Raw genomic sequence first — 21409 nt, 5'->3', positions numbered from 1 at the left:
CCTGATGTTATCATCAGGCTTTTTTATATTTGGGGAAATAGCTTTGCAAGTTGAAGAGCTTAACAGTGCAGACCGTGGTCTGAATTACGGCGATGGTTTTTTTACAACGGTGTTGATTAAAAACCACCGGCCTATGCTGTGGAGCTACCACCGGCAACGGTTACTCAATGCAGCGCAAGCTCTTAAGTTTCCACTTATTGATCTCGATGAGCTCTATGCAGCGCTCTTGCTTAAAATAGAAAACCTTAAAGACGGTGTAGCAAAGATTGTTATCACTAGAGGTGTAGGCGGGCGAGGCTATGGCTTACCTAAATCTGTTTCTCCGAACTGCTTGATCAGTACGGGTGCTTTACCCACCACTTACCCAAATTGGCGAGAAGAAGGCTTGCACCTAGGTATAGCGCAGCAACGCTTAGCTAGCGGCTCAAGTTTTTCTGCGGTAAAAACCTTAAACCGCTTAGAACAAGTAATGATGAAAATTGAAGCCGATGAATCTCAGTTTGATGACTTGGTTTGCGTTGATATTTTTGATCATGTGATTGAGTGTGTAGCATCTAACTTGTTTTGGGTTAAAGGAAAAAATATTTATACATCTGATCTGAAAGGGTCCGGTGTGGCAGGCGTTCAGCGACAGTTTCTATTGGATAATGCCAAGGGATCTCCCTTCAGTGTTAAGCTAGGTAGCTATTCAATTAGCGACATCATCAATGCAGATGAAATTTTTATAAGTAATTCACTTATACAGTTCGCGCCTGTGAGGCAGCTCAATGAGCAGGTATTTCAACAAAACGACACATGTCGTTGGTTTCAACATTTGGTGAATCATGTTTCGTAAGTTTACTTTAGCCTTTGTTATATTGCTGATGATCGCAACAGGTGGCGCTGTTTGGCTTAACAGTTTTATGCAGCAGCAGTGGCAGTTGTTAAGAACGAGTCAGCTTCAACAAGTGTCGGTTGATGTTGGTGACAACTTTTACCGAGTAAAAGATACTGTATTTAGCAACACGGCAGATGACAACCTGTGGTTAAAACTTTGGTTTAAACTTAATCCAGAACTCGGTCACATAAAAGTGGGGCGTTATCAATTACCGGAAGAGTTGAGCCTAGCACAGTTGAACGACATTCTTGCAAGCGGCAAAGTGGTGCAGTTGAAAGTTAGTTTAATTGAGGGCGAAACGTTTAAACAATTCTGGCAAAAGCTTAATCAAACTGACGGTATAGTTGCCAGTGAGATGAGCGAGCAAGAATTGTTGAACTGGCTTGAGAGTGATTACACCAAGCTCGAAGGTTTGTTGTTGCCAGAAACCTATTTCTTTGTGCATGACACCGCTGCTGAGCAAATTGTAAAACGCGCTTATCTTGCGTTAAACCAAGCCTTAGATAAACAATGGCAACAGCGAGCTAAGTCGTTACCTATTGATTCTCCATATCAAGCATTAATCTTAGCGTCAATTATTGAGAAAGAAACAGGCGCCAAGTTTGAACGCCCACGTATATCTTCGGTGTTTGTAAATCGCCTCAATAAAGGTATGCGTTTACAAACCGACCCGACAGTCATTTATGGGATGGGTGAGCGTTATGATGGCAATATTCGACGTAAAGACCTCCGCGAGGCTACGCCATATAATACCTATGTCATTAGAGCCTTACCGCCAACGCCTATCGCTATGGCTAGTGAAGACGCGATCGCTGCTGCGCTAAATCCTGAGGATTCAGATTATTACTATTTTGTGGCTAAGGGCGGCGGCGAACACTATTTTTCAAAAAATCTCGCTGAACATAACCGTGCAGTTCGCAAATACATTTTAAAGAAGTAAATCATGACCACTGGAAAATTTGTAGTAATTGAAGGCTTAGAGGGTGCTGGTAAAAGCACTGCTGTTTCCGCGATTCAATCGATGTTATCAAAGCATAATATCGATTTTATAAACACCAGAGAGCCCGGTGGTACGCCAATAGCTGAAGCGCTTCGCAGTATTGTTAAAGAAGGTGTAAGTGGTGAGCAAGTCTGTGATAGTACAGAGCTACTGCTCATGTATGCCGCTCGCGCTCAATTGGTAGAAACTACGATCAAACCGGCTTTAAATGAGGGAACATGGGTAATTGGAGATCGCCACGATCTTAGCTCGCAAGCCTACCAAGGTGGCGGAAGACAGCTTGGTGTAGAGAAGTTAAAAGCCATTAAGCAGATCGCGATTGGTGATTTTGAACCTGACCTAACACTGTACCTTGATATAGAACCCAGCTTGGGTTTAAGCCGTGCTAGAAACCGGGGCGCGCTCGATAGAATTGAACAACAAGCGCTAAGTTTTTTCGAACGAAGTAGAGACGTTTACTTGCATCAGGCGAACAGCAGCGACAATATTAAGATTGTTGACGCAAGCCAAAATATGCAACAAGTTGCTAACGATATCGTAAGTATATTAGAGCAATATTTAGAAAGTTTATAACTGGGAAAACAACGATGAGTTTGCCGTGGTTAGGATACACTTGGAAAACGCTTTCTAAACAATTGCATGAGCAAAACTTTCCACAAAGCGTGTTGTTAAGGGGAGAGCAAGGTTTAGGTAAGCAGCAGTTAGCCCGTTTTCTGGCTAAGACTATACTGTGTTCAACTCAGCAGCATCAAGCTTGTAATCAATGTCATAGCTGCCAAATATTTGAAGCAGGCACCCATGGTGGCTTCTTTCAAATATCTCAAGACAAACCTAAAGTGGATGATATTCGTGAATTAAGCCGCTGGGCTGGCCAAACGAGTTCATTAGGCTCAAGTAAAGTGGCGATTATCAGTGACATTAGTTTACTGAACGACGCGTCCAATAACGCATTGCTAAAAACCTTAGAAGAGCCAGTAAATGATACTCACTTCATTCTAATCAATCATTTACCATTCAAAGCGATGCCCACTATCCTTAGTCGTTGCCAAGTCGTTAACATTAAAACGCCTAGCATTGAAATGGCGGAGCAGTGGTTGCTTAAGCAAAAGATTAGGTTAGACCAAAACTTTTCGCTAATATACCGTTTTTGTAATAGCTCTCCGCTTAGGGTATTAGAGTTTTACCGCGAGCAGCAATTTAGTGAATTGGAATTGTTCATTGAGCAGTTTCAATTAATGACACAAGGTAAAATAAATAAGCTTGCCGACATCTTACAAAAAGATACCCAAAAGTTAAGTTGGTTATCGCATACGCTGGCCTTAGCCATAAGCTTGCAAGCTGGATTAGTTAGACCCTCTTTATACCCGCAACTGCAGACAGAGAGCCTGTCAGTAGACTGTCTTAATGGTTGTTATCGAGAACTCATTTCGCTAAAAAAACAGCTAGAAGAATTTCCTAGCTTAAACATTAGCCTCCAGTTATACCCAATATTTTCACAATTCAAGGATTAGCCCCGGTGTTAGTAGATTCACATTGCCATTTAGACCGCCTAGATTATGAAACTAAACACGACAACGTTGCCGATGCTTTAGCCAAAGCTAAAGCAGCAGGCGTTGATTACTGTTTAGCTGTTGCAATTTCTCCTGATAAGTTTCCAGTAATGATGGAGAAAGTAGGGCAGTTTGAAAATGTGTTTGCTTCTTGTGGTATGCACCCGCTGTATGTTCAAGACCAACCCTTTGATAAAGAAATATTGGCATCGTATTTGTCCCAGCCCAAAGTGGTTGCCGTTGGTGAAACGGGCCTCGATTACTTTTACGCTGCAGAACACAAACAATTACAACAACGTGTCTTTATTGATCAAATAGAATTAGCCGTTGAATACAACAAGCCGCTAATCATTCACACTAGAGATGCTAAAGAAGATACCCTGAAACTGCTTAAGCAACATAAAGCTGAAAGTTGTGGCGGTGTATTACACTGTTTTACAGAAAGTCTAGATATGGCCATGGCCGCTATTGAGATGGGATTCTACATATCAGCCTCTGGAATTATCACCTTCAATTCTGCGAAACAGTTACAAGAGACTTTTCGTCAGATACCATTAGATAGAATTCTGGTTGAGACCGACAGCCCATACTTGGCCCCGGTTCCTCATCGAGGAGAAGAAAATCAACCGGCTTATACCCGAGAAGTCGCAAATTTTCTGGCTGAATTAAAAGGCCTATCAATAGAAGAAGTTGAATCAGTCACTACGAGTAACTTTTTCAAATTGTTTAAGCAAGCTAAGCAGTAAAAAAACGGCTCCACTCTAATCCTTGAGCGGAGCGTAGGGGAAGGGCTCTGTGTAGAGCCTTTGCGCTAATAGTCAATTAAGTGTAGACCTCAACGCTAGCTTTGCAAGTTCATCGCAAGCCCTTGTCTTTCACTAACTCTCGTGGGTAAGAATTTTTTATTTTGTTTCTTATCCATTTTCCTAAGCCAATGACTTGTCCGTTATAGACTAACGCTACTTCGCCTTTGTTATTATTTGGGTAAGCAATATCTTTACCTTGATAAAACTCATGAGCTTGTTGCTGATCTAACTCAACGCTGTTCTTGGTGATTAAATGACCCAGGGCTGTGATAGCATCATGGCTACTGCGAAAACCTTGTTTGAATCCTTCTGCTAACTTTAATCCTACTCGCTCAAATCGCATTTCATCCTTCACAGCCAAGAAGCTATTGGGTAATAACCAATAGTCATCACCTTTATTAAATACTGAGTGGCTGGTAGGTAGTTGAATACCAAATGACTTAACGAAGTGTTGCTCAACGGCTTTTGTTTGTTTAGTTGCAGCTTGCTGATAGGCGAACGGCTTGATCCGTTTGTTAATCGGTTCGGCCGGCATAGACTGTTCGCTTTTACGAAGTGCTGCGACGAAAAAGCCTTCACTGTCGAAACGTTGCGGCCAGACGTGTAAGTAACCCTCTTTCGTTATTGCTTGCTCGCAGCCAGCAAACAATTGATTTAAGTTGATAGCCTCAAAGTGAGAAGGATATTTTTTAGATACAGCGGCAATCACTTGCTGATTTTCTTGTTGGTTAAGCGTACAAGTAGAGTAAACCACTATGCCATTAGGTTTTAAAGCATGCAGTGCACTTTCCAATAAATCGGCTTGTAGGGCCGCTATTGTAGTTACGTGTTGTTCGCTCCAATTCTCTAAAGCTTGTGGATCTTTGCGCAAGGTGCCTTCACCAGAACAAGGTGCGTCCAGCAAAATAGCATCAAACTTTTCTGGCATCCAAGTGCCAAAGACTTCTGCACTAAAATGGGTAATGGCTGTATTGATTACCCCACAGCGCAACAGGTTAGCACTCAATATTTTCACCCGGCTAGCAGAATACTCGTTAGCAACTATCGCTCCTTTTCCTTGTAGAGAAGCAGCGAGTTGAGTGGTCTTAGAGCCCGGTGCGGCGGCAGCATCTAACAGTAAACTATCTTCATCTGCTTGGAAGCAGTGAAACAGAGCACTCACTGGCAACATAGAGCTAGCTTCTTGAATATAAAAAAGACCGGCCATGTGCTCTGCACTGTTACCCAAAGAAATGCTTTGGTCTTCCCGCTCTATCCAAAAGCCAGCCTCACACCATGGGATAGGTGTTAATTGCCATTGATTATGCTTAGCGATGTCTAGAAAGTTACTGATTGAGGTTTTTAAGGTATTTACCCTAATGCTTTTACGCATAGGTTGTTGGCAAATAGCTTTAAAACTGGCCAAACTCAAATCACTGGGCAAATCTTGTTCTATTCGCTCGATGAACTTAGCTGGAAAATTAATTGTTTTACTCAAAACGGATAAATACTATGGCTGGATTGATGGGCTCCATTGTAGCCATTTTTCATCATAAGTGGGCTGTAAATCGAACTTATCTTCACTCATGGCCACTTCCGCGTAGGGTTCTTCTTGAGGAGTGGCAAAGGCGATCCCACCGCTTAACAAGGTTTCCACTGAATCTAAGCGTATATTGGCACCACCTAAGCCCAGTTTTACGTCCATACCCGAAGCATTCCAAAAAACACTATTGGTTCTAACTAAGTGTCGGTATTTTGATTGGATAGATAGACGCGCTAGGATTCTTGAACCGTCTTTGGCTAATTTTGCATCGTCAACAGTACCCACTTGATACTGTTTATATAACACTGGACTACCAATTTTCAGCGAGCCAAAGTGGCTTGAGCTTAACCAAATATGTAAAGCATTTTTGTCGCTGTTTGGTGCCTGCTTTAATAAATTAAATTGCTGTAACGGTTGGCCTTTACCGGGCAGGGCATTGATAAAATCACCTTTGATTAAGGTGTCTACATTTTTTATTTCTGTGAGACTGATTGACGCGCTTTCTTGCCAGTAAACACTGCCGGTTCGCGCAAAATTACGGTAATAGGGATAATCTAACTCCGCGAATGCCTGTAACTCTGACAGGTCATCATTAAAGCTCAAATCGATCACTTTGCCAATCTGTTGCCCTTGGTATTTGATGGGCATATTTTTACGCAAGCCATTACTGTTTTGAGTCGTCAAGGTTATCGCCAGATGGCGTTTAGTGGCTTGTTGTTTGTTTTGGTATATTTGGCGGGTGCCTTCTTTGCCTAGCTCTTCAAATTGATCGAAGCTAACCCCACCTAACACTATAGATTTTAAAGATTCACTCGTTACCGATAAACCGTCTAAACTGGCTTTTATTTCGATACCTGAAGCATGCCAAAAGCGTGTGTTATCTTGAACTAAATGGCGGTAGTTTCCATCAATCGATAAACTGACTTCAATATCACCCTCTTTTCGTAGCTTATAGTGAATAACTTTACCCACCGGAAGCTTACGAAATAACACTGGGGCCCCTTCTCCTAAAGAGCCTAATTGCTCAGTAACAAAGGTCAGTTTAAGCGCAGAGCCGGCTTTTTCTTTAGATAGTAACGCGCCTTGACGGCTATCATGTAAAGTGAAAGAAGCCATCGTTGAAGGTTGAGTAGATTTACCGGGTATCAGCACAATGGGGGTATTAATAAAACCACTAAGACCGCTACTTTCTATGGTTAGGCCATCCATGTCAGCTTCTACTGAAACTGGGCTTTGGCTGAAGAAACGGCTTTGTAGACTTAACAAAGATGCATATTGTTGCTGGACATAGGCGTCAATTTCAAACTGTCGCTCTACCAAGCGAATGCCTGTTACCTTACCGATGGTTAAGCCTTGATAAACAATAGGGCTACTAATCGAAATACCATCTACTTTGTTGGTTTTCAACACCAGAGTGCGGCTACCCGTTGGCGCTTGAGACATCAACGACAAATTAAACTCAGCTTGCGGCTCTCCTTGTTCGGCTAATACTTCGATTTGTTTAGCCCCTAACATAGCGCTGAGGTTCTTAACACCACTTAAACTAATCTCTGGTTCAATCAACACTAGTTGGGTGGTGTTATTAAACAGATCTTCGTATTTTGGTTCTACCAAGGCTTTAGCGACAAAGTTATCATGGCTTCCACTGTTTTCTACTTCGGTAATGAAGCCAATGCTCGCGCCACGGTAAACAAGTTTACTGCGATTGGCCTGTAAACCAAATTGCTGGTCCATATTAATCAAGATAGGCTTGCCTCGATGAGAGTCTTTTAAATTTGGGAATAACCTAAATTGTTGACCTTTGTCAGCGGCCGTGGACTGGGTAGGGCTATCAAAACTTACCCCGCCAGAAATGACACTGGCTAAACTCTCACTGCTGATTTTAACGCCGTCTAAAGAGATGTCTGCGTTAAATCCACTCACGTTCCAGAACCGAGAGTCAATTTTAACTAAATGGGCAAATTGGGGTTTAATTTGTATATCAAATTCGACTTTCTGAGTATCTTCTAATTGAAAACGTTGAACTTCTCCCACTTTTATCTTTTTAAAATATACCCCTGAGCCAATATTTAAAGAGCCTAGGTCGTCGGCGATTAAGCGAATGTTTAGGCCTTTTCCGCCAATAATGTTTGGCGCTTCATTAAGCGCAACGAACTGTTCAGCGGGTTTACCTGAACCAGGATTGAGTTCAATGTAATTGCCTGATACCAGTGCATCCAAACCGCTAATTTCTGTAATCGACGCCTTAGGTGTCACTAACCAAAACTGACTATCTGTTTTTAATAGTTCTTCAGCTTCTCTTTTAATGTCTACCTTTACGATAACACCTTCAAGTTTAGGCGATAGTTCGATAGCTTTTACCACCCCAATATCTAATCCCTGATAAAAAATTTGGGTTTGACCAGCGGTAATACCTTTTGCACTATCAAACAAAATATCAATTTTAACGCCAGCCTCTGACCAAGCTTTAAACAGCAACCAAACGCCAAGTAACAAGGCAATGATCGGCAGTAACCAGATAGGAGATATCACTTTTTCTCTTTTGAATTCCGGAGCGCTAGCGTTGTTCAAGTTCTTTATCCCATATCAGTCGAGTATCAAAAGATTTAGCTGCAAATAAGGTGAGTATAACCACTACGCCGAATGCGGTAGCGCCGGGGCCAGCTTCAACCCCCACTAAATTATTACGTTCAAATACCGCTATCATAATCGACAGTACAAATAGGTCTAACATCGACCACTTGCCAATAATTTCGATTATCCTATAAATGACGATGCGCTGTCGATTATCTAAATTAATTCTATAATGCAGGCTAAGTAAGATAACGGCTAAGCCCACTAACTTCATCACTGGTACGACAATACTGGCAACAAAAACCACGATTGCAATCCCCACCATGTCGTCCTTTATTAGGCTGATAACCCCCGACATAATGGTTTCATATTGTGGCGCTCCTCGGGTGCTCAACACAGTGATTGGCAAAAGGTTAGCGGGGAATAAACCAATGGTCGCAGCAATAATAAAAGCCCAGCATTTCTGCAAACTGTGAGGCGTCCTGCTGTGCACTGCCATATGACAGCGATGACAGTGAGTCTCTTGTTGATTCATGGTCAGTTTGCAATGACGGCAAAGCTTTAAGCCTACTTGCTTAGCGGATGTGTACATATCGTTCCCAATACTCGGCGGGTTCTAAACGTTGAATTAACCGAGTCGATAACACTAACGTAATGCAGATACACCAAAGCCCATAACCTAAATCTATATCTGCATATTCGATCAGTTTGACCAGAGCCACCAAAAAGCTAACGATATACACCTCTATCATGCTCCAGTGAATTAAATCATCCTGAAAATGTAAAGCCGTGGCTAAGCCTGGTGACTTCCAACCAATAGAGAGCGAAAAAGAGGTGTAGGAAATTAAGCAAAACAAGATGATAGGCGCTAGAAAGCTGGCGATAACCACCGAAAACCCGACTAAATAATACCCGTGCTCTAGTAATAACACGGTCCCTCTAAGGATATTGGCTGAACTAGGAATGCCTAAAAAGGTAAAACTTAACAATGGGTAGGTATTGGCTAATATAACCATGACCAAACAACTTAATGCCAAGGCGAGCTGGCTAGAAAAACGAACTCTGCTGCCACGTGCTAAAACATGTTTACAGCGTGGGCAAACAAGAACATTTCCGGCACGGCAATGGGGACGAGTATCTACTAATAAATCGCAACTTGGGCAAATAGTTAGCTTTGATGATTCAACAGATTTCATAAGTTCATATATTAGCTTAATTAAATGACATTTTGTTGTATAAATTTGTTACTAGTAGTTTAAATCCGATTAATGCATAATCCCTGTATATAAAAACAGTAAACGGAGGCAGCAGTGGCTGTAATTATAAAATATGTCGTCGAACGTAATGGTGTAGAGAAAATGACATTTAGTTCAAAAAAAGAAGCTGATAGCTACGACAAAATGTTGGATGTTGCTGATCAACTAAGCTTGCTGATCAAACACGCTGAACCCAAAATAAGTGAACAACTAGCCGAAAACTTAGGTTTTTATTTGTCTTCACAAAGAAACGCTCTGCAACACATATTGAAGGGCCAAGAGTTTGACCCATCACTTATCGAGAAAGAAGAGGTATAAGTTGGAACAGCTGTCTAGTCGCTATATAACATTAGGCAAGCAGCTTGAAGCGCTGCTTGATAAAGAGCTACCCTATATTTCTAACTTAGCTAACTTTTCAGCTTTATTGTGGTTGGAGCTTGAAGACATTAATTGGGTTGGCTGCTACATCGCAAACAATGCTAATGACACCTTGTTCCTTGGCCCTTTTCAAGGTAAACCCGCATGCACCTCAATTAATGTGGGTAGGGGAGTATGTGGAGAGGCTTATGCGACACAAAGCACTTTGCGAATAGCCGATGTACATAAATTTCCAGGCCATATAGCCTGCGATAGTGCCAGCGAATCTGAGATTGTGGTGCCTTTTTATGTCAATGGACAAGTGTTTGGGGTTATCGACATTGATAGTCCACGCCTTTCTAGATTTGATCCAATTGACCAAGTTGGTATCGAGTATTTGGTCAAAGTGCTAGAAAATAACTTGTCAGAATTGCATTTTTAATGGCTTTTCAACATACGCTCACTATAATAGCCGAAATCAGCGCTGTAGCTGTACCAGTTAAGATGTATAAGAAAGGTCATCATGGAACAAACTAATAAACTGAAAAATAGCAAAGAAGTCATTCAATATTTGACGGCGCAATTCCCTAACTGTTTTTCTTTAGAGGGTGAAGCCAAGCCGCTCAAAATTGGCATTTTTCAGGATTTAGCTGAACGTCTTAAAGAAGACGAGAAAGTTAGTAATACTGTATTGCGCTCAGCCTTAAGACAATATACGTCTAGTTGGCGTTATCTGCATGGCGTTAAAGTTGGCTCTAAACGAGTAGACTTAGACGGTGTAGAAGGGGCTGAAATTGAACAAGAGCACGTTGAACACGCGCAAAAGACCTTAAAAGAAAGTAAAGACAAAGCCTTTGCTAACAAAAAGGCTCAAGCAGAGAAAGCAAAAGCTGCTGAGCGTAAACCAAAAGCAGAATTCAAACGTTCTAGTAAACCTAAGCCAGCTAATAAGCCTGCGGTCGAAAAGAAGCCGATTGAAAAGCTAGACAGTAAAGACTTGGTAGCAGGGAAAAATGTTCGCGTATTGGTAGGTAAAACGCCAATGCCAGGACAAATCGCTGAAGTCACTAAAGATGGCATAGCTGTTACACTTACAAGCGGTATGTTGGTTAAAGTGAAAGCCGAACATATTGTTGCATAAACGAATTTAGCAGTGAGATAGGTGCCTATGAAATTTTTGAGCGGTCTGTGGTTATTCTTTTTAACGCTTAGTTACTCTACATTGTTGTTCGCGCAATCCCCTCAATTGGGTCAGGATGCGCTACCAACATTAAGTCAACAAAGTCAGCATGCTGCGGCAGCTAGTCGAATTAGCAAAATTTATACACGTTCTCACTACCGAAGCATTCCATTCGATGATGAGTTATCAAGTGAAATCTTTGATAAGTTCATTCAGCAATTGGACGGTAACCGCAGTCTATTCTTAGAAGAAGACTTGAAAAGGTTTGAACACTATCGCTACAGTTTAGATCAAGACATTCCTAACGGTCGTTTAGAGCCTCTCTACTCAATGTTTGATTTGTCCCTCAAAAGACGCTATCAACAATTGGTCTTCTCGCTGCAACAGCTCGACGAGCCGATGGACTTTACTAAAGACGAAGAGTTTCAATACGATCGTCGAGAAGCGAATTGGCCTAAGACTCAAGCTGAAATTAAAGAGCTCTGGCGTTTAAAAGTAAAATTTGACGCGCTAAACTTGAAACTGGCGGGTCGTGAAGACGACAAAATCATTGAAGTGTTAACTAAGCGCTACAACAGTGCGATAAAACGCTTAGTTCAAACCGACAGCGAAGACGTTTTCCAAACGGCTATGAATGCTTATTCTCGCAGCATTGAACCACACACCAGCTACTTATCTCCTCGTAATGCAGAACGTTTCCAAATGGAAATGAACCTCTCTCTAGAAGGGATTGGTGCGGTTTTACAGGGTGAAGACGAATATACGGTTATTCGAAGCCTGCTACCAGGTGGACCAGCAGCATTAAGCAATCAGCTTGGTCCAGAAGACAAAATAGTCGGCGTAGCGCAGGGTAAAGAAGAGCTGGTTGATATTATTGGCTGGCGTCTCGACGATGTGGTTGATTTAATCAAAGGGCCTAAAGGTACTACGGTTAGACTAGAAATTTTATCGTCAGGCGGAAAAGTTGACGGTAAAACAAAAATCGTTGACATTGTTCGCGATAAAGTTCGCTTAGAAGACCGTGCCGCGAAAAGTGAAGTGATTGAGATAAACGGCAAAAAAGTAGGGGTGCTCAACGTACCTAGTTTTTACGTTAATCTTAGTCAAGACGCTGACGTTGAACTACGTAAATTAGACGAACAAAACATTAGCTCGTTAATTGTAGACCTACGCGGTAATGGTGGCGGCGCATTAACTGAAGCAACCGCATTAACAGGTTTATTCATCCCTAGTGGCCCTGTTGTGCAGGTGCGAGACCAACTAGGTCGTATCAGTGTCAATCCTGATAATAGCAATTCAGTTTCCTACAGCGGGCCAATGGTCATTCTAGTGGATCGTTACAGTGCTTCAGCTTCAGAAATTTTCGCCGCTGCTCTACAGGATTATGGAAGAGCCATTGTCATCGGTGAACAAACTTATGGTAAAGGTACTGTGCAACAACACCATAAATTGAGCCGACTGTATGACATGTACGAAAATGAAACGGGTTATGTGCAGTACACCATCGCTAAGTTCTATCGCATTAATGGTGGTAGTACTCAACATAAAGGCGTAGTACCAGATATTTCATATCCATCGGCTTTACTTCCAGAGGAAACAGGCGAAAGTGTTGAAGACAATGCCTTGCCTTGGGACAAAATAAAACCCGCTAAATATAGTCTGTTAGGGGATGTAAAACCGTTTGTTGAACCGCTAGAAAAAATGCATCAGCAGCGCATCGCTACCGATACAGAGTTTCAGTACATTGTTACCGATATCGCTGATTACCAGAAAGAAAAAGACAGAGTATCGGTTAGCTTAAACGAACAAGCACGTATTGCTATACGCGATAAAAAAGAGCAGAAACTGCTTACCCGCCTAAACGAGCGTTTATCAATGTTAGGAATGGAGCCAGTAAAAGACTTAGACGACGCCCCTAAAGACCTTGAATTTGAAGACGCGTTTCTTACAGAGGCAGCGGCAATTGCAGTTGATTATCTTGAGCTAAGAAATCCAAGTTAAGCACTACAGCTTAATGCAATACACAAAAAAGCCAGCTACTGCTGGCTTTTTTATTGGTTATTCTGTCTAGAGATCAGCTATTCAAAACCTTATTCACACAAGGCCGCGATAATTGTTTGCTGTAGCTTTTTAACTTCTACCACTCGCACAGAAACTGTGTCACCGAGATTGTATTGCAGATCACCCGTAGCAATATAACCTAACTCACTCTCAATCGTTAACTCTTGATCCTTGGCGGCTAATTTAGTCTTAGGGATAAATGCAGGCGCACCGCTAGCCAATAAGCGTACATTTAATCCGCCACGGTTAACATTCGTGATTTCTGCATCTAAGCAAGTTGTAGCATCTTGCTCTGCAAAATATTCACAATACAAGAAGTTTGCCATTTCACGCTCAGCAAACTTATGGCGTTTACGATACTCGCTTAAATGCTCAGTTAGCTGTTCTGTTAAAGGTGAAGATGGTTGTTCGCCCGCAAGTGCGCATTTTATTAAACGGTGATTTAATAAATCGCTGTATTTTCGTATCGGAGACGTCCAAGTGGCGTACTTAGCCTCACCTAATCCAAAATGCGGTAAACACTGCTCACTGTAAATACCAAAATTGAAATGGCGTTTTACTAATTGGTCTAAGCGTTTATTGTTTGTCGCGAGGATGGTTCGTCTAAGCTGACAAAAATACTCAAGGTCGTAAAGTTGGTCTTTGTCGGCAGTAATATCAAATTTAGCTAATAACTCGATAAGAGAATCCACTTTCTCTGGCTTAAATCCAGAGTGGCAGGCAAACACACCGAAGCCTAAATGCTTATCCAGGTATCGACCACCGCTAACATTGGCTGCAATCATTGCCTCTTCAACCATTCGGTTGGCTGCGCGTCGTGCTTGGCAAACAATATCAATGACCCGGCCTTTATTGTCCAATACAAAGTCGTAATCTGATTGGTCACCAAACACAGAAGTGTTTTCGGTACGCCATTGGTGACGTTGTTGACTCATTTTTTCTAGTTCGCGCAAAGCCAGTTGTAGAGCTTGGTCCTGACTAAACTCTTCGTTGTTCTGCTCTAAAAAATTTGAGACTTGAGTGTAGTTGAGTCTATGTCCTGACTTAACGGTTGCTAAATAAAAGCGTGCGTCGTCTAGTAACTCACCGGATCCTGTAATGGTCATTTCACAGACCAGAGCAGGGCGCTCTTGCCCCGCCAACAGCGAACACTTTTCATTGGCTAATTTACTAGGCATCATTGGAACGGTGCGAGCAGGAAGATAGAGAGTAAAGGCCCGTTTTGCGGCCACCGCTTCAAGAGCGCTGCCTTCGGCTAAATAGGCGCTTGGATCGGCAATGGCTACCTTAAGCGACCACCCTTCATCCTTAGCAACAATAGATACCGCATCATCCATATCTTTGGTGCTTTCACCATCGATGGTGAAAAACAATTCGTTGCTGATATCGCGGCGTTCTGCGCTGGGGTCTAGCAAACTCAGTTCGGCTTCATATTCCGGCTGGTCCCACGCTAATTGATGCTTAGCCGTGGTCGCTTTCCATCGAGCAAAGCTGTCATCGTTTTCAGCTACATATTCGAAAATTTCAGCTTGGAAATGCTTTTCTTTTAGGGCGTGTTTAATCAGCCTAGCTTTAACCCAATCCCCTTCTTTTATAGAAAAACCACTGTCTTTAATGACTTTTGCGTTAAGGGCTTGATTAATTAAAGGATGGTCAACGATAACTTTAGTACGACTATCAACAAACTTTACCCGTGCGATAAAAGTATCAAGGGCCGCCTCGATGAGTTCTTCTGGCTCTGCTGCTTCTTTTCCGTTGCTTTCTCTAACAACCGCACTGATCCGGTCACCATGAACCAACTGCTTCATGAAGGGAGGGGAAATAAAATAGCTTTTTTTATTGTCAGTCTGTAAAAAACCAAAGTTTTTATCGGTAGCTTTAACAACACCTTCAACCGTTGGAATCGTCTCTCTAATTTGCTGCTTTAGCTGGGCTAATAGAGGGTTATCTTTAAACATAAAGGGTTCCATCAATAATAGTGAAGGCACTATACCCAAAGGTTTATAGCTATTCTAGCGAAACAATGCTGGTTTGTTAGCTTTAGCTCAGGCTACACTTGCTAACAAATTGTTAATCCGAAGGATAGGGATGAGTAAAGATCAAGATAAGCATCAACAACGTCAAGAAAAGTTAAAGCAAAGTGTTGATGAAAAGGTGGCTGAAGCTTCCATCGAAAAAGGTTTGGTATTGGTTATTACCGGTAATGGAAAAGGTAAATCTACAGCCGGCTTTGGCAATGTTGCTCGCGCTACCGGCCACGGTTTTAAGGCGGTAGTTGCACAATTTATCAAGGGGGGCTGGGAGTGTGGTGAGCGTAACTTGTTAGCCAATAACGGGGTAGAATTTGCGACCATGGCCACCGGATTCACCTGGGAAACCCAAAATAGAGAGCTAGATAGCCAAGCCGCCCAAGAAATTTGGCAACGCTGTAAACAATGGCTAAGTGATCCGTCTATTTATCTAGTGTTATTAGATGAGATTACCTACATGTTGAGTTACGACTATCTAGACGTAGATGAAGTCGTAGAGGCCATCAATCAGCGTCCCAAAGAACAAACCGTTGTAGTCACCGGGCGAGCCTGTCACCGCAAAGTTCTAGACATAGCGGATACTATTTCAGAAGTTAAAAACGTTAAGCATGCGTTTGATTCCGGAGTCAAAGCACGTAAAGGCGTAGATTGGTAGTGAGTAACTAGTGGCGACTTTTTAGTCTAATTTAAAACAGAAAGTCGCTATTTGAATTGTTGATAGAAGAAATTATCGTTTATTGGCAATTGTTAGTAAATCTAACTCATTTACCAAAGCTTTAACGTAAAGCACACAAAAATTTTCTAGCTGTTCCAGCCTATTATTTATAAAAATGGCGAAATGGAACAGCAAATGAATCACTGGCAATCTTACATATCATTAGTACAAACAGAAGTCGTACCGGCATTAGGTTGCACAGAACCCGTGACGGTAGCCTTAGCTGCGGCTAAAGCCACCGAGATTCTCGGCCATTGCCCAGAAAAAATACACGTAAACGTTACCCCTAATCTTTACAAAAATGGAATGGGGGTATTTGTTCCCGGAACCGGCAAAGCCGGTTTGCCAATAGCTGCAGCTGTTGGTGCGACCGCGGGTAACGCCCAGCGTGGTTTGGAAGTGCTGGCTGAAATTAGTAAAGAAGCGCTAGCACAAGCGATTTCCTTACTAGAACAAAAAGCAGTGTCGGTCACCATGGTCTCTAACCAAGACGTACTCTATACCGTAGTCACTGCAACTTACCAACAAACAACAGTGGAAGTGTGTATTGCCAAAACCCACACCCGTTTTGAATACATTAAGCTAAACGGTCAAATCATACAGCAGGCCGACACATTACAATGCACCCATCCTGCTGAGCAACAAACTGTAGAGTTGAATCTTGAAAAGATTCTAAATTTTATTGAACAGGTGCCGTTGCAAGAAATACAGTTTATTTTGCGAGCAGCCGAGCTAAACAAAGTCTTAGCCACTACCGGTTTAAGCGGCGATTATGGCTTAGGTTTAGGTGCAAGCCTTCAAAAACAGATAGAAACTGGTTTACTCAGCGATGATTTATTAGCACGCTCGATGCGCTTAGGCGCTGCTGCCTCAGACGCACGCATGGGCGGAGCTCAGCAAGCAGCAATGAGCAATTCTGGTAGTGGTAATCAAGGTATATCTGCGACCATGCCGATAGTGGCGTTCGCTGAAATTAAACAATTAGATAACGAGACTTTTGTTAGAGCTTTAATGCTAAGCCATCTGGTGGCTATTTATGTTAAGTCTAAGCAAAATAAACTATCTGCATTGTGCGCGGCCACAACGGCGGCCATGGGGGCAACCGCCGCATTAACTTGGTTAATGGAGGGCGATTTAGCTGCCATCAACCGCGCTATTAATTCAATGATTGGTGATATATCAGGGGTATTTTGTGATGGTGCGAAAGCAGGTTGTGCAATGAAAGTGTCAACCGGTGCCAGTAGTGCTGTTAAATCCGCTATCTTAGCGGTTTCTGGCGGGGCGGTGTCATCACAACAAGGCATCGTGTTCGCGTCGGCTGACGACAGTATCGAGCACCTTGGTGTGATGTCTAAAACGGCAATGCTGTCCACTGATGACGCGATTATAGAGACAATGCGAGAAAAACAGGCATAGCGCCAAATACACAGTTGGATAAGCTAAGCAATGGCTTTAGGCTTTGCTTAGCTCAATGCGGGTTTAATGGGCAAAAACATCACTTAGGGTATCAATCGCCAACTGTACTTTTTCTTTATCATTTGGATTAATTTTGTTTACTAGGCTCAACTCAAAGGGATAACAAAAGGTATCGGGTTTTATACGGCGGATTTGTTGACTGTCTAGGTAGGGCTTCACCTCGCTGAGTGGTAAATAACCAATATACGCACCCGACAAAATTAGTGCTAGACGGCTGTCAAACTGATAGCCTTTGGCACCAAAATTTAGTTGCTGTAGTTGTGCTCTACCTTTTGGGTTTAGCTCAATACCAGGGTGAATAGCTGAGTATTTAATGAGTACTTGTTGATCAATCTGCTCGTCATTCATCGTATACAAACCACACTGGTTGCTGGCACAAAGATAAATTGACTCAGCAAATACCACTTGGCTAATTAAGCCATCAATTTGTCGATAGGCCGGATAAAAGCCAACATGGGCGGTGTTGTTGATTAAGGCAGATTCTATATTAGCGACAGATTCCATGTTTAAGGATATACATAGACTTGGGGCTTGTTGTTTTATCATGCTAATTGCCTCACCCAGACGGGCAATACTAAGCTGATCTAACAGATCAGAATACAATATCACCAATTCTCCACTAAGCGCCTTGCCTAAGTTATCCACCAGCGAGCCAAACTCTTGAATTGACGAAAATAGCTTCAAACAAGCTTGATAAACAATTTGGCCTCGCTCTGTTAAGGCAAAACCGCTACGTCCGCGTACGCAAAGTCGCAAGTTCATTCGACTCTCTAAGCTAGACATATGTACGCTAATGGTTGAACGGGTGATCCCCAATGCGTTTTCAGCCGCGGCGAAACCACCATGCTCAACCACCGCTTTAAATACCCTTAATAATCGAAGGTCATACTCGGTAAGTTGTTTACTATTTGTTGGGTCCAGCATTGTTTTATAAACTTCAAACTTTAGTTTTAATGTTTGATATTTAACCTTGTTTTAACTTGATGTTCAATGGACTTAGTCAGTTAATTGAATAACTCGCGGTTATCGAATTGAACGTATTATTAGTAAGCACAAGACCAACGGTTGATAAGGAAGCGCACCATCATGGAAATCATTAGCGATAAACAGCTACTCAAGACCCGTTCTTATATCAATGGCCAGTGGCTTAGCAGCTCTTCCCGCTTTACGGTGTTAAACCCCGCAAATGGAGAATTGGTTGCTCAGGTAGAAGATGCCGGTACAGATGGCGTAGAAGCGGCTATTGATGCAGCCAGCAAGGCCTTTAAATCGTGGTCAGCCAAATCGGCTAATGAGCGAGGAGGGTTGTTAAGGCGCTGGTATCAATTGATGTTAGAGCATCAGGATGACTTAGCGGCCATTTTAACCCTAGAGCAGGGTAAACCCCTAGCCGAAGCAAAAGGTGAGATTGCTTATGGTGCCGCTTTTTTAGATTGGTTTGCCGAAGAAGGTAAGCGCTGTTATGGCGACGTAATACCCGGACCCGCAGCAGATAAACGTATCATGGTGATTAAACAAGCTGTTGGTGTTGTTGCAGCCGTTACGCCATGGAACTTCCCTAATGCAATGATTGCCAGAAAGGCAGCAGCAGCCCTCGCCGCCGGTTGTACCTTTGTGGTTCGCCCCGCACAGCTCACCCCTTTGTCTGCACTCGCAATGGCAGAGCTCGCCGAGCGAGCCGGTATTCCTGCCGGGGTATTTAACGTTGTGGTTGGCGAAAACGCGCGCGCTATGGGTAAAGTGTTAACTGACAGCCCTAAAGTCGCCAAATTTACCTTTACCGGGTCTACCGCCGTAGGCAAGCAACTCATTGCCCAATGCGCTAGCACGGTAAAAAAAGTGTCTATGGAGCTGGGCGGTAACGCACCATTTATCGTGTTTGACGATGCTGACTTAGATGCTGCCGTACAGGGTGCCTTGGCATCAAAATACCGCAATGCTGGTCAAACCTGCGTGTGCGCAAATCGCTTCTTAGTACAAAAAAATGTTTACCAAGCTTTTAGTGAAAAGTTGGCTACAGCCTTAAGCAAGCTTAAAGTTGGCAATGGAATAGAAGACGGTGTTGTCATTGGCCCAATGATTAGTGAGCAAGCCAAACAAGCTGTAGACGCATTGGTGACGAGCTCGGTGAACGCGGGCGCTAAGGTGTTATGTGGGGGTGAAAACCATCCAGCTGGCAACCACTTTTACACGCCAACTATTTTAACCCATGTGACTAACGACATGCCTATTGCCGCTAATGAAATATTTGGCCCCGTCGCGCCTTTAATCATGTTTGAAACAGAACAGCAGGCCATTGATATTGCCAATGACACCGAATATGGCCTAGCCGCCTATTTCTATACGCGCGACATTGGTCGAGTATGGCGAATAGGCGAAGCATTAGAGTACGGCATGGTGGGAGTCAACGAAGGCATTATTTCAAATGCCGCCGCGCCATTTGGCGGCGTTAAACAATCTGGTAATGGTCGTGAAGGTTCGCACTACGGCTTAGATGATTATATGGAAATTAAATATTTGTGTTTAGGCGGCTTAAACGCTTAGCGGTGAAGGAGTATATGTAATGTCAAACCAAGAGCTACAACAAAGAAAACAAGCAGTGTTTGCCAGAGGTCAAGGAAACGTTTATCCGGTCTTTGTCGAAAAAGCGCTTAACGCCGAATTATGGGATGTAGAAGGCAATCGCTACATTGATTTTGGTACTGGAATAGCAGTATGTAATACCGGGCACAGTAACCCCGCGGTTGTCACTGCGGTTAAAGAACAACTAGATAAGTTTAGTCATACCTGTGTGATGGTTAATCCTTACGAAAGTGCCGTAGAGTTAGCCGAACAGTTAGTTAAATTAAGCCCAGGCGACAGCGCTAAGAAAGCGATGTTTGTGACCACTGGGGCTGAAGCCGTGGAAAACGCGGTAAAAATAGCGCGTGCCGCTACCGGTAGGCGAGGTGTTGTGGCCTTTAACGGTGGTTTTCATGGGCGTACCAACCTAACCATGGCTTTAACGGGTAAAATTACGCCCTATAAACACTTGTTTGGCCCTTTTGCCGGCGACATCTATCACGTGCCATTTCCAATGGAGATGCATGGCGTAACCACTGAACAAAGCCTTAAGGCTTTAAGTAACTTATTTAAAGTCGACATTGGGCCACAAGATGTTGCTGCAATCATTATCGAACCGATTCAGGGAGAAGGGGGCTTTTATCCCGCTCCGAAAGCCCTACTTCAAGCTTTACGGGCGCTCTGTGATGAACACGGTATCGTGCTGATCATTGATGAGATACAGACTGGTTTTGGACGCACCGGTAAAATGTTCAGCTGCGAGGACGCGGGTATTGAACCCGATCTGATAACAATGGCCAAGGGCATGGCCGGCGGTTTCCCTCTATCAGCGGTTGTCGGTAAAGCCGACATCATGGATGCACCATTGCCAGGCGGCTTAGGGGGCACATATGGCGGCTCACCGGTGGCCTGTGCCGCAGCATTAGCGGTTATTGATCAAATTGACAAACAACAGTTGCTGGGTAGAGCTGAACACATTGGCGCTAAATTTAATGATTGTTTAAGCCAATTGCGTAAAGCGTATCCTCAATTAATCGGCGATATTCGTATATCTGGCGCAATGATAGCGATGGAGCTAATTAGTGAAGGTCATTCAGAGAGCGCTAACACAGAATTAACTCAGCAGTTAATCGCTAAGGCGCCAGATTACGGTTTAGTGCTGCTGGCATGTGGTTTCTATGGCAACGTAATACGTTTTTTACCCGCCTTAACCATCGAAGACCCAATTCTTGACGAGGGGATAGAAAAATTTGTGGCCTTGTTTAAGGCCTTAGCCCGCTAAATACCTAGCGTGTTATGCACCCAAAAAATTTGTTTGTCGGTATAGCGAACCGTGTCGGTTCGCTTTTTTGTTTTTGCTTTATAGTAAACAAAGACTTAACCAGATCTATATTCTATGCCATGATTAAATGATAATGATCTTCTTGGCTGCGTATCACTTTC

The 21409-nt window shown here is 43.0% G+C and carries 19 protein-coding genes; 13 read left to right on the top strand and 6 right to left on the bottom strand.

Annotated features, from left to right (window positions below):
• Nucleotides 1–43: 43 nt before the first annotated feature.
• The 5 genes from pabC to M0C34_RS10170 are packed head-to-tail and all read left to right on the top strand — an operon-like array spanning nt 44 to nt 4173.
• On the top strand, nt 44–835 hold the full coding sequence (gene pabC / locus M0C34_RS10190; protein WP_248715505.1) for an aminodeoxychorismate lyase: 792 nt from the start codon (nt 44–46) through the stop codon (nt 833–835).
• The gene (gene mltG / locus M0C34_RS10185; RefSeq protein WP_248715504.1) at nt 825–1817 is read left to right on the top strand and encodes an endolytic transglycosylase MltG; all 993 of its coding nucleotides are present in this window, start codon (nt 825–827) and stop codon (nt 1815–1817) included. Before pabC ends, mltG begins: the two co-directional genes overlap by 11 nt.
• A 3-nt stretch (nt 1818–1820) precedes the next feature.
• Nucleotides 1821–2450 (top strand): dTMP kinase, encoded by a 630-nt coding sequence (tmk, locus tag M0C34_RS10180; RefSeq protein ID WP_248715503.1) that lies wholly within the window; start codon nt 1821–1823, stop codon nt 2448–2450.
• Nucleotides 2451–2464: 14 nt separating this feature from the next.
• On the top strand, nt 2465–3388 hold the full coding sequence (locus M0C34_RS10175) for a DNA polymerase III subunit delta' C-terminal domain-containing protein (RefSeq protein WP_248715502.1): 924 nt from the start codon (nt 2465–2467) through the stop codon (nt 3386–3388).
• A gap of 5 nt (nt 3389–3393) precedes the next feature.
• Nucleotides 3394–4173: a TatD family hydrolase gene (locus M0C34_RS10170; protein ID WP_248715501.1), complete on the top strand. Its 780-nt coding sequence runs from the start codon at nt 3394–3396 to the stop codon at nt 4171–4173.
• Nucleotides 4174–4282: 109 nt separating this feature from the next.
• Here M0C34_RS10170 and rsmF read toward each other — a convergent pair whose 3' ends face one another.
• From rsmF to M0C34_RS10150, 4 genes are read right to left on the bottom strand one after another with little or no spacing between them, the layout of a single operon-like run.
• Complete coding sequence (rsmF, locus tag M0C34_RS10165; protein WP_248715500.1) at nt 4283–5710, bottom strand: 16S rRNA (cytosine(1407)-C(5))-methyltransferase RsmF; 1428 nt, start codon at nt 5708–5710, stop codon at nt 4283–4285.
• Between the two features lie 12 nt (nt 5711–5722).
• A complete protein-coding gene (locus M0C34_RS10160; RefSeq protein WP_248715499.1) occupies nt 5723–8287 on the bottom strand; it encodes an MlaD family protein in 2565 nt (854 codons plus the stop codon).
• Between the two features lie 25 nt (nt 8288–8312).
• Nucleotides 8313–8921, bottom strand: a complete 609-nt coding sequence (locus M0C34_RS10155) for a paraquat-inducible protein A (protein ID WP_248715498.1) — start codon at nt 8919–8921, stop codon at nt 8313–8315.
• A complete protein-coding gene (locus tag M0C34_RS10150) occupies nt 8905–9525 on the bottom strand; it encodes a paraquat-inducible protein A (RefSeq protein WP_248715497.1) in 621 nt (206 codons plus the stop codon). The genes M0C34_RS10155 and M0C34_RS10150 overlap by 17 nt, the downstream gene beginning before the upstream one ends.
• Nucleotides 9526–9639: 114 nt before the next feature.
• Between M0C34_RS10150 and M0C34_RS10145 the strand changes: the two genes are divergently transcribed.
• The 4 genes from M0C34_RS10145 to prc all read left to right on the top strand — a co-directional run bounded on the left by M0C34_RS10145 (nt 9640) and on the right by prc (nt 13123).
• On the top strand, nt 9640–9903 hold the full coding sequence (locus M0C34_RS10145; RefSeq protein WP_248715496.1) for a YebG family protein: 264 nt from the start codon (nt 9640–9642) through the stop codon (nt 9901–9903).
• Nucleotide 9904: 1 nt separating this feature from the next.
• Nucleotides 9905–10384, top strand: coding sequence for a GAF domain-containing protein (locus tag M0C34_RS10140; RefSeq protein WP_305883161.1), 480 nt, complete (start codon nt 9905–9907; stop codon nt 10382–10384).
• A gap of 81 nt (nt 10385–10465) precedes the next feature.
• Nucleotides 10466–11083: an RNA chaperone ProQ gene (gene proQ / locus M0C34_RS10135; RefSeq protein WP_248715495.1), complete on the top strand. Its 618-nt coding sequence runs from the start codon at nt 10466–10468 to the stop codon at nt 11081–11083.
• A 27-nt stretch (nt 11084–11110) separates the two neighbouring features.
• Nucleotides 11111–13123, top strand: a complete 2013-nt coding sequence (prc, locus tag M0C34_RS10130) for a carboxy terminal-processing peptidase (protein WP_248715494.1) — start codon at nt 11111–11113, stop codon at nt 13121–13123.
• Nucleotides 13124–13212: 89 nt separating this feature from the next.
• Here prc and M0C34_RS10125 read toward each other — a convergent pair whose 3' ends face one another.
• On the bottom strand, nt 13213–15141 hold the full coding sequence (locus M0C34_RS10125) for an exoribonuclease II (protein WP_248715493.1): 1929 nt from the start codon (nt 15139–15141) through the stop codon (nt 13213–13215).
• A 130-nt stretch (nt 15142–15271) separates the two neighbouring features.
• Between M0C34_RS10125 and cobO the strand changes: the two genes are divergently transcribed.
• Complete coding sequence (gene cobO / locus M0C34_RS10120) at nt 15272–15868, top strand: cob(I)yrinic acid a,c-diamide adenosyltransferase (RefSeq protein ID WP_248715492.1); 597 nt, start codon at nt 15272–15274, stop codon at nt 15866–15868.
• 195 nt (nt 15869–16063) lie between these two features.
• On the top strand, nt 16064–17344 hold the full coding sequence (locus M0C34_RS10115; RefSeq protein WP_248715491.1) for an L-cysteine desulfidase family protein: 1281 nt from the start codon (nt 16064–16066) through the stop codon (nt 17342–17344).
• A 63-nt stretch (nt 17345–17407) separates the two neighbouring features.
• Here M0C34_RS10115 and M0C34_RS10110 read toward each other — a convergent pair whose 3' ends face one another.
• The gene (locus M0C34_RS10110) at nt 17408–18328 is read right to left on the bottom strand and encodes a LysR family transcriptional regulator (RefSeq protein WP_248715490.1); all 921 of its coding nucleotides are present in this window, start codon (nt 18326–18328) and stop codon (nt 17408–17410) included.
• 162 nt (nt 18329–18490) lie between these two features.
• On the opposite strand from M0C34_RS10110, the gene M0C34_RS10105 reads away from it, so the two are divergent.
• Both M0C34_RS10105 and gabT read left to right on the top strand, forming a co-directional pair.
• Nucleotides 18491–19948, top strand: a complete 1458-nt coding sequence (locus M0C34_RS10105) for an NAD-dependent succinate-semialdehyde dehydrogenase (protein ID WP_248715489.1) — start codon at nt 18491–18493, stop codon at nt 19946–19948.
• 19 nt (nt 19949–19967) lie between these two features.
• The gene (gabT, locus tag M0C34_RS10100) at nt 19968–21248 is read left to right on the top strand and encodes a 4-aminobutyrate--2-oxoglutarate transaminase (protein WP_248715488.1); all 1281 of its coding nucleotides are present in this window, start codon (nt 19968–19970) and stop codon (nt 21246–21248) included.
• The last annotated feature ends 161 nt before the right edge of the window (nt 21249–21409 follow it).

Origin of the sequence: Agarivorans sp. TSD2052 (assembly GCF_023238625.1) — a bacterium.
Classification (GTDB): domain Bacteria; phylum Pseudomonadota; class Gammaproteobacteria; order Enterobacterales; family Celerinatantimonadaceae; genus Agarivorans.
This window is presented reverse-complemented; position numbering and strand designations above follow the sequence as displayed.

Excerpts from the sequence above, each read along its gene's own strand:
- mltG (WP_248715504.1), top strand. The coding sequence starts at position 825 with ATGTTTCGTAAGTTTACTTTAGCCTTTGTTATATTGCTGATGATCGCA.
- tmk (WP_248715503.1), top strand. The coding sequence starts at position 1,821 with ATGACCACTGGAAAATTTGTAGTAATTGAAGGCTTAGAGGGTGCTGGT.
- M0C34_RS10175 (WP_248715502.1), top strand. The coding sequence starts at position 2,465 with ATGAGTTTGCCGTGGTTAGGATACACTTGGAAAACGCTTTCTAAACAA.
- M0C34_RS10155 (WP_248715498.1), bottom strand. The coding sequence starts at position 8,921 with ATGTACACATCCGCTAAGCAAGTAGGCTTAAAGCTTTGCCGTCATTGC.
- M0C34_RS10150 (WP_248715497.1), bottom strand. The coding sequence starts at position 9,525 with ATGAAATCTGTTGAATCATCAAAGCTAACTATTTGCCCAAGTTGCGAT.
- proQ (WP_248715495.1), top strand. The coding sequence starts at position 10,466 with ATGGAACAAACTAATAAACTGAAAAATAGCAAAGAAGTCATTCAATAT.
- prc (WP_248715494.1), top strand. The coding sequence starts at position 11,111 with ATGAAATTTTTGAGCGGTCTGTGGTTATTCTTTTTAACGCTTAGTTAC.
- M0C34_RS10125 (WP_248715493.1), bottom strand. The coding sequence starts at position 15,141 with ATGTTTAAAGATAACCCTCTATTAGCCCAGCTAAAGCAGCAAATTAGA.
- cobO (WP_248715492.1), top strand. The coding sequence starts at position 15,272 with ATGAGTAAAGATCAAGATAAGCATCAACAACGTCAAGAAAAGTTAAAG.
- M0C34_RS10115 (WP_248715491.1), top strand. The coding sequence starts at position 16,064 with ATGAATCACTGGCAATCTTACATATCATTAGTACAAACAGAAGTCGTA.
- M0C34_RS10110 (WP_248715490.1), bottom strand. The coding sequence starts at position 18,328 with ATGCTGGACCCAACAAATAGTAAACAACTTACCGAGTATGACCTTCGA.
- M0C34_RS10105 (WP_248715489.1), top strand. The coding sequence starts at position 18,491 with ATGGAAATCATTAGCGATAAACAGCTACTCAAGACCCGTTCTTATATC.
- gabT (WP_248715488.1), top strand. The coding sequence starts at position 19,968 with ATGTCAAACCAAGAGCTACAACAAAGAAAACAAGCAGTGTTTGCCAGA.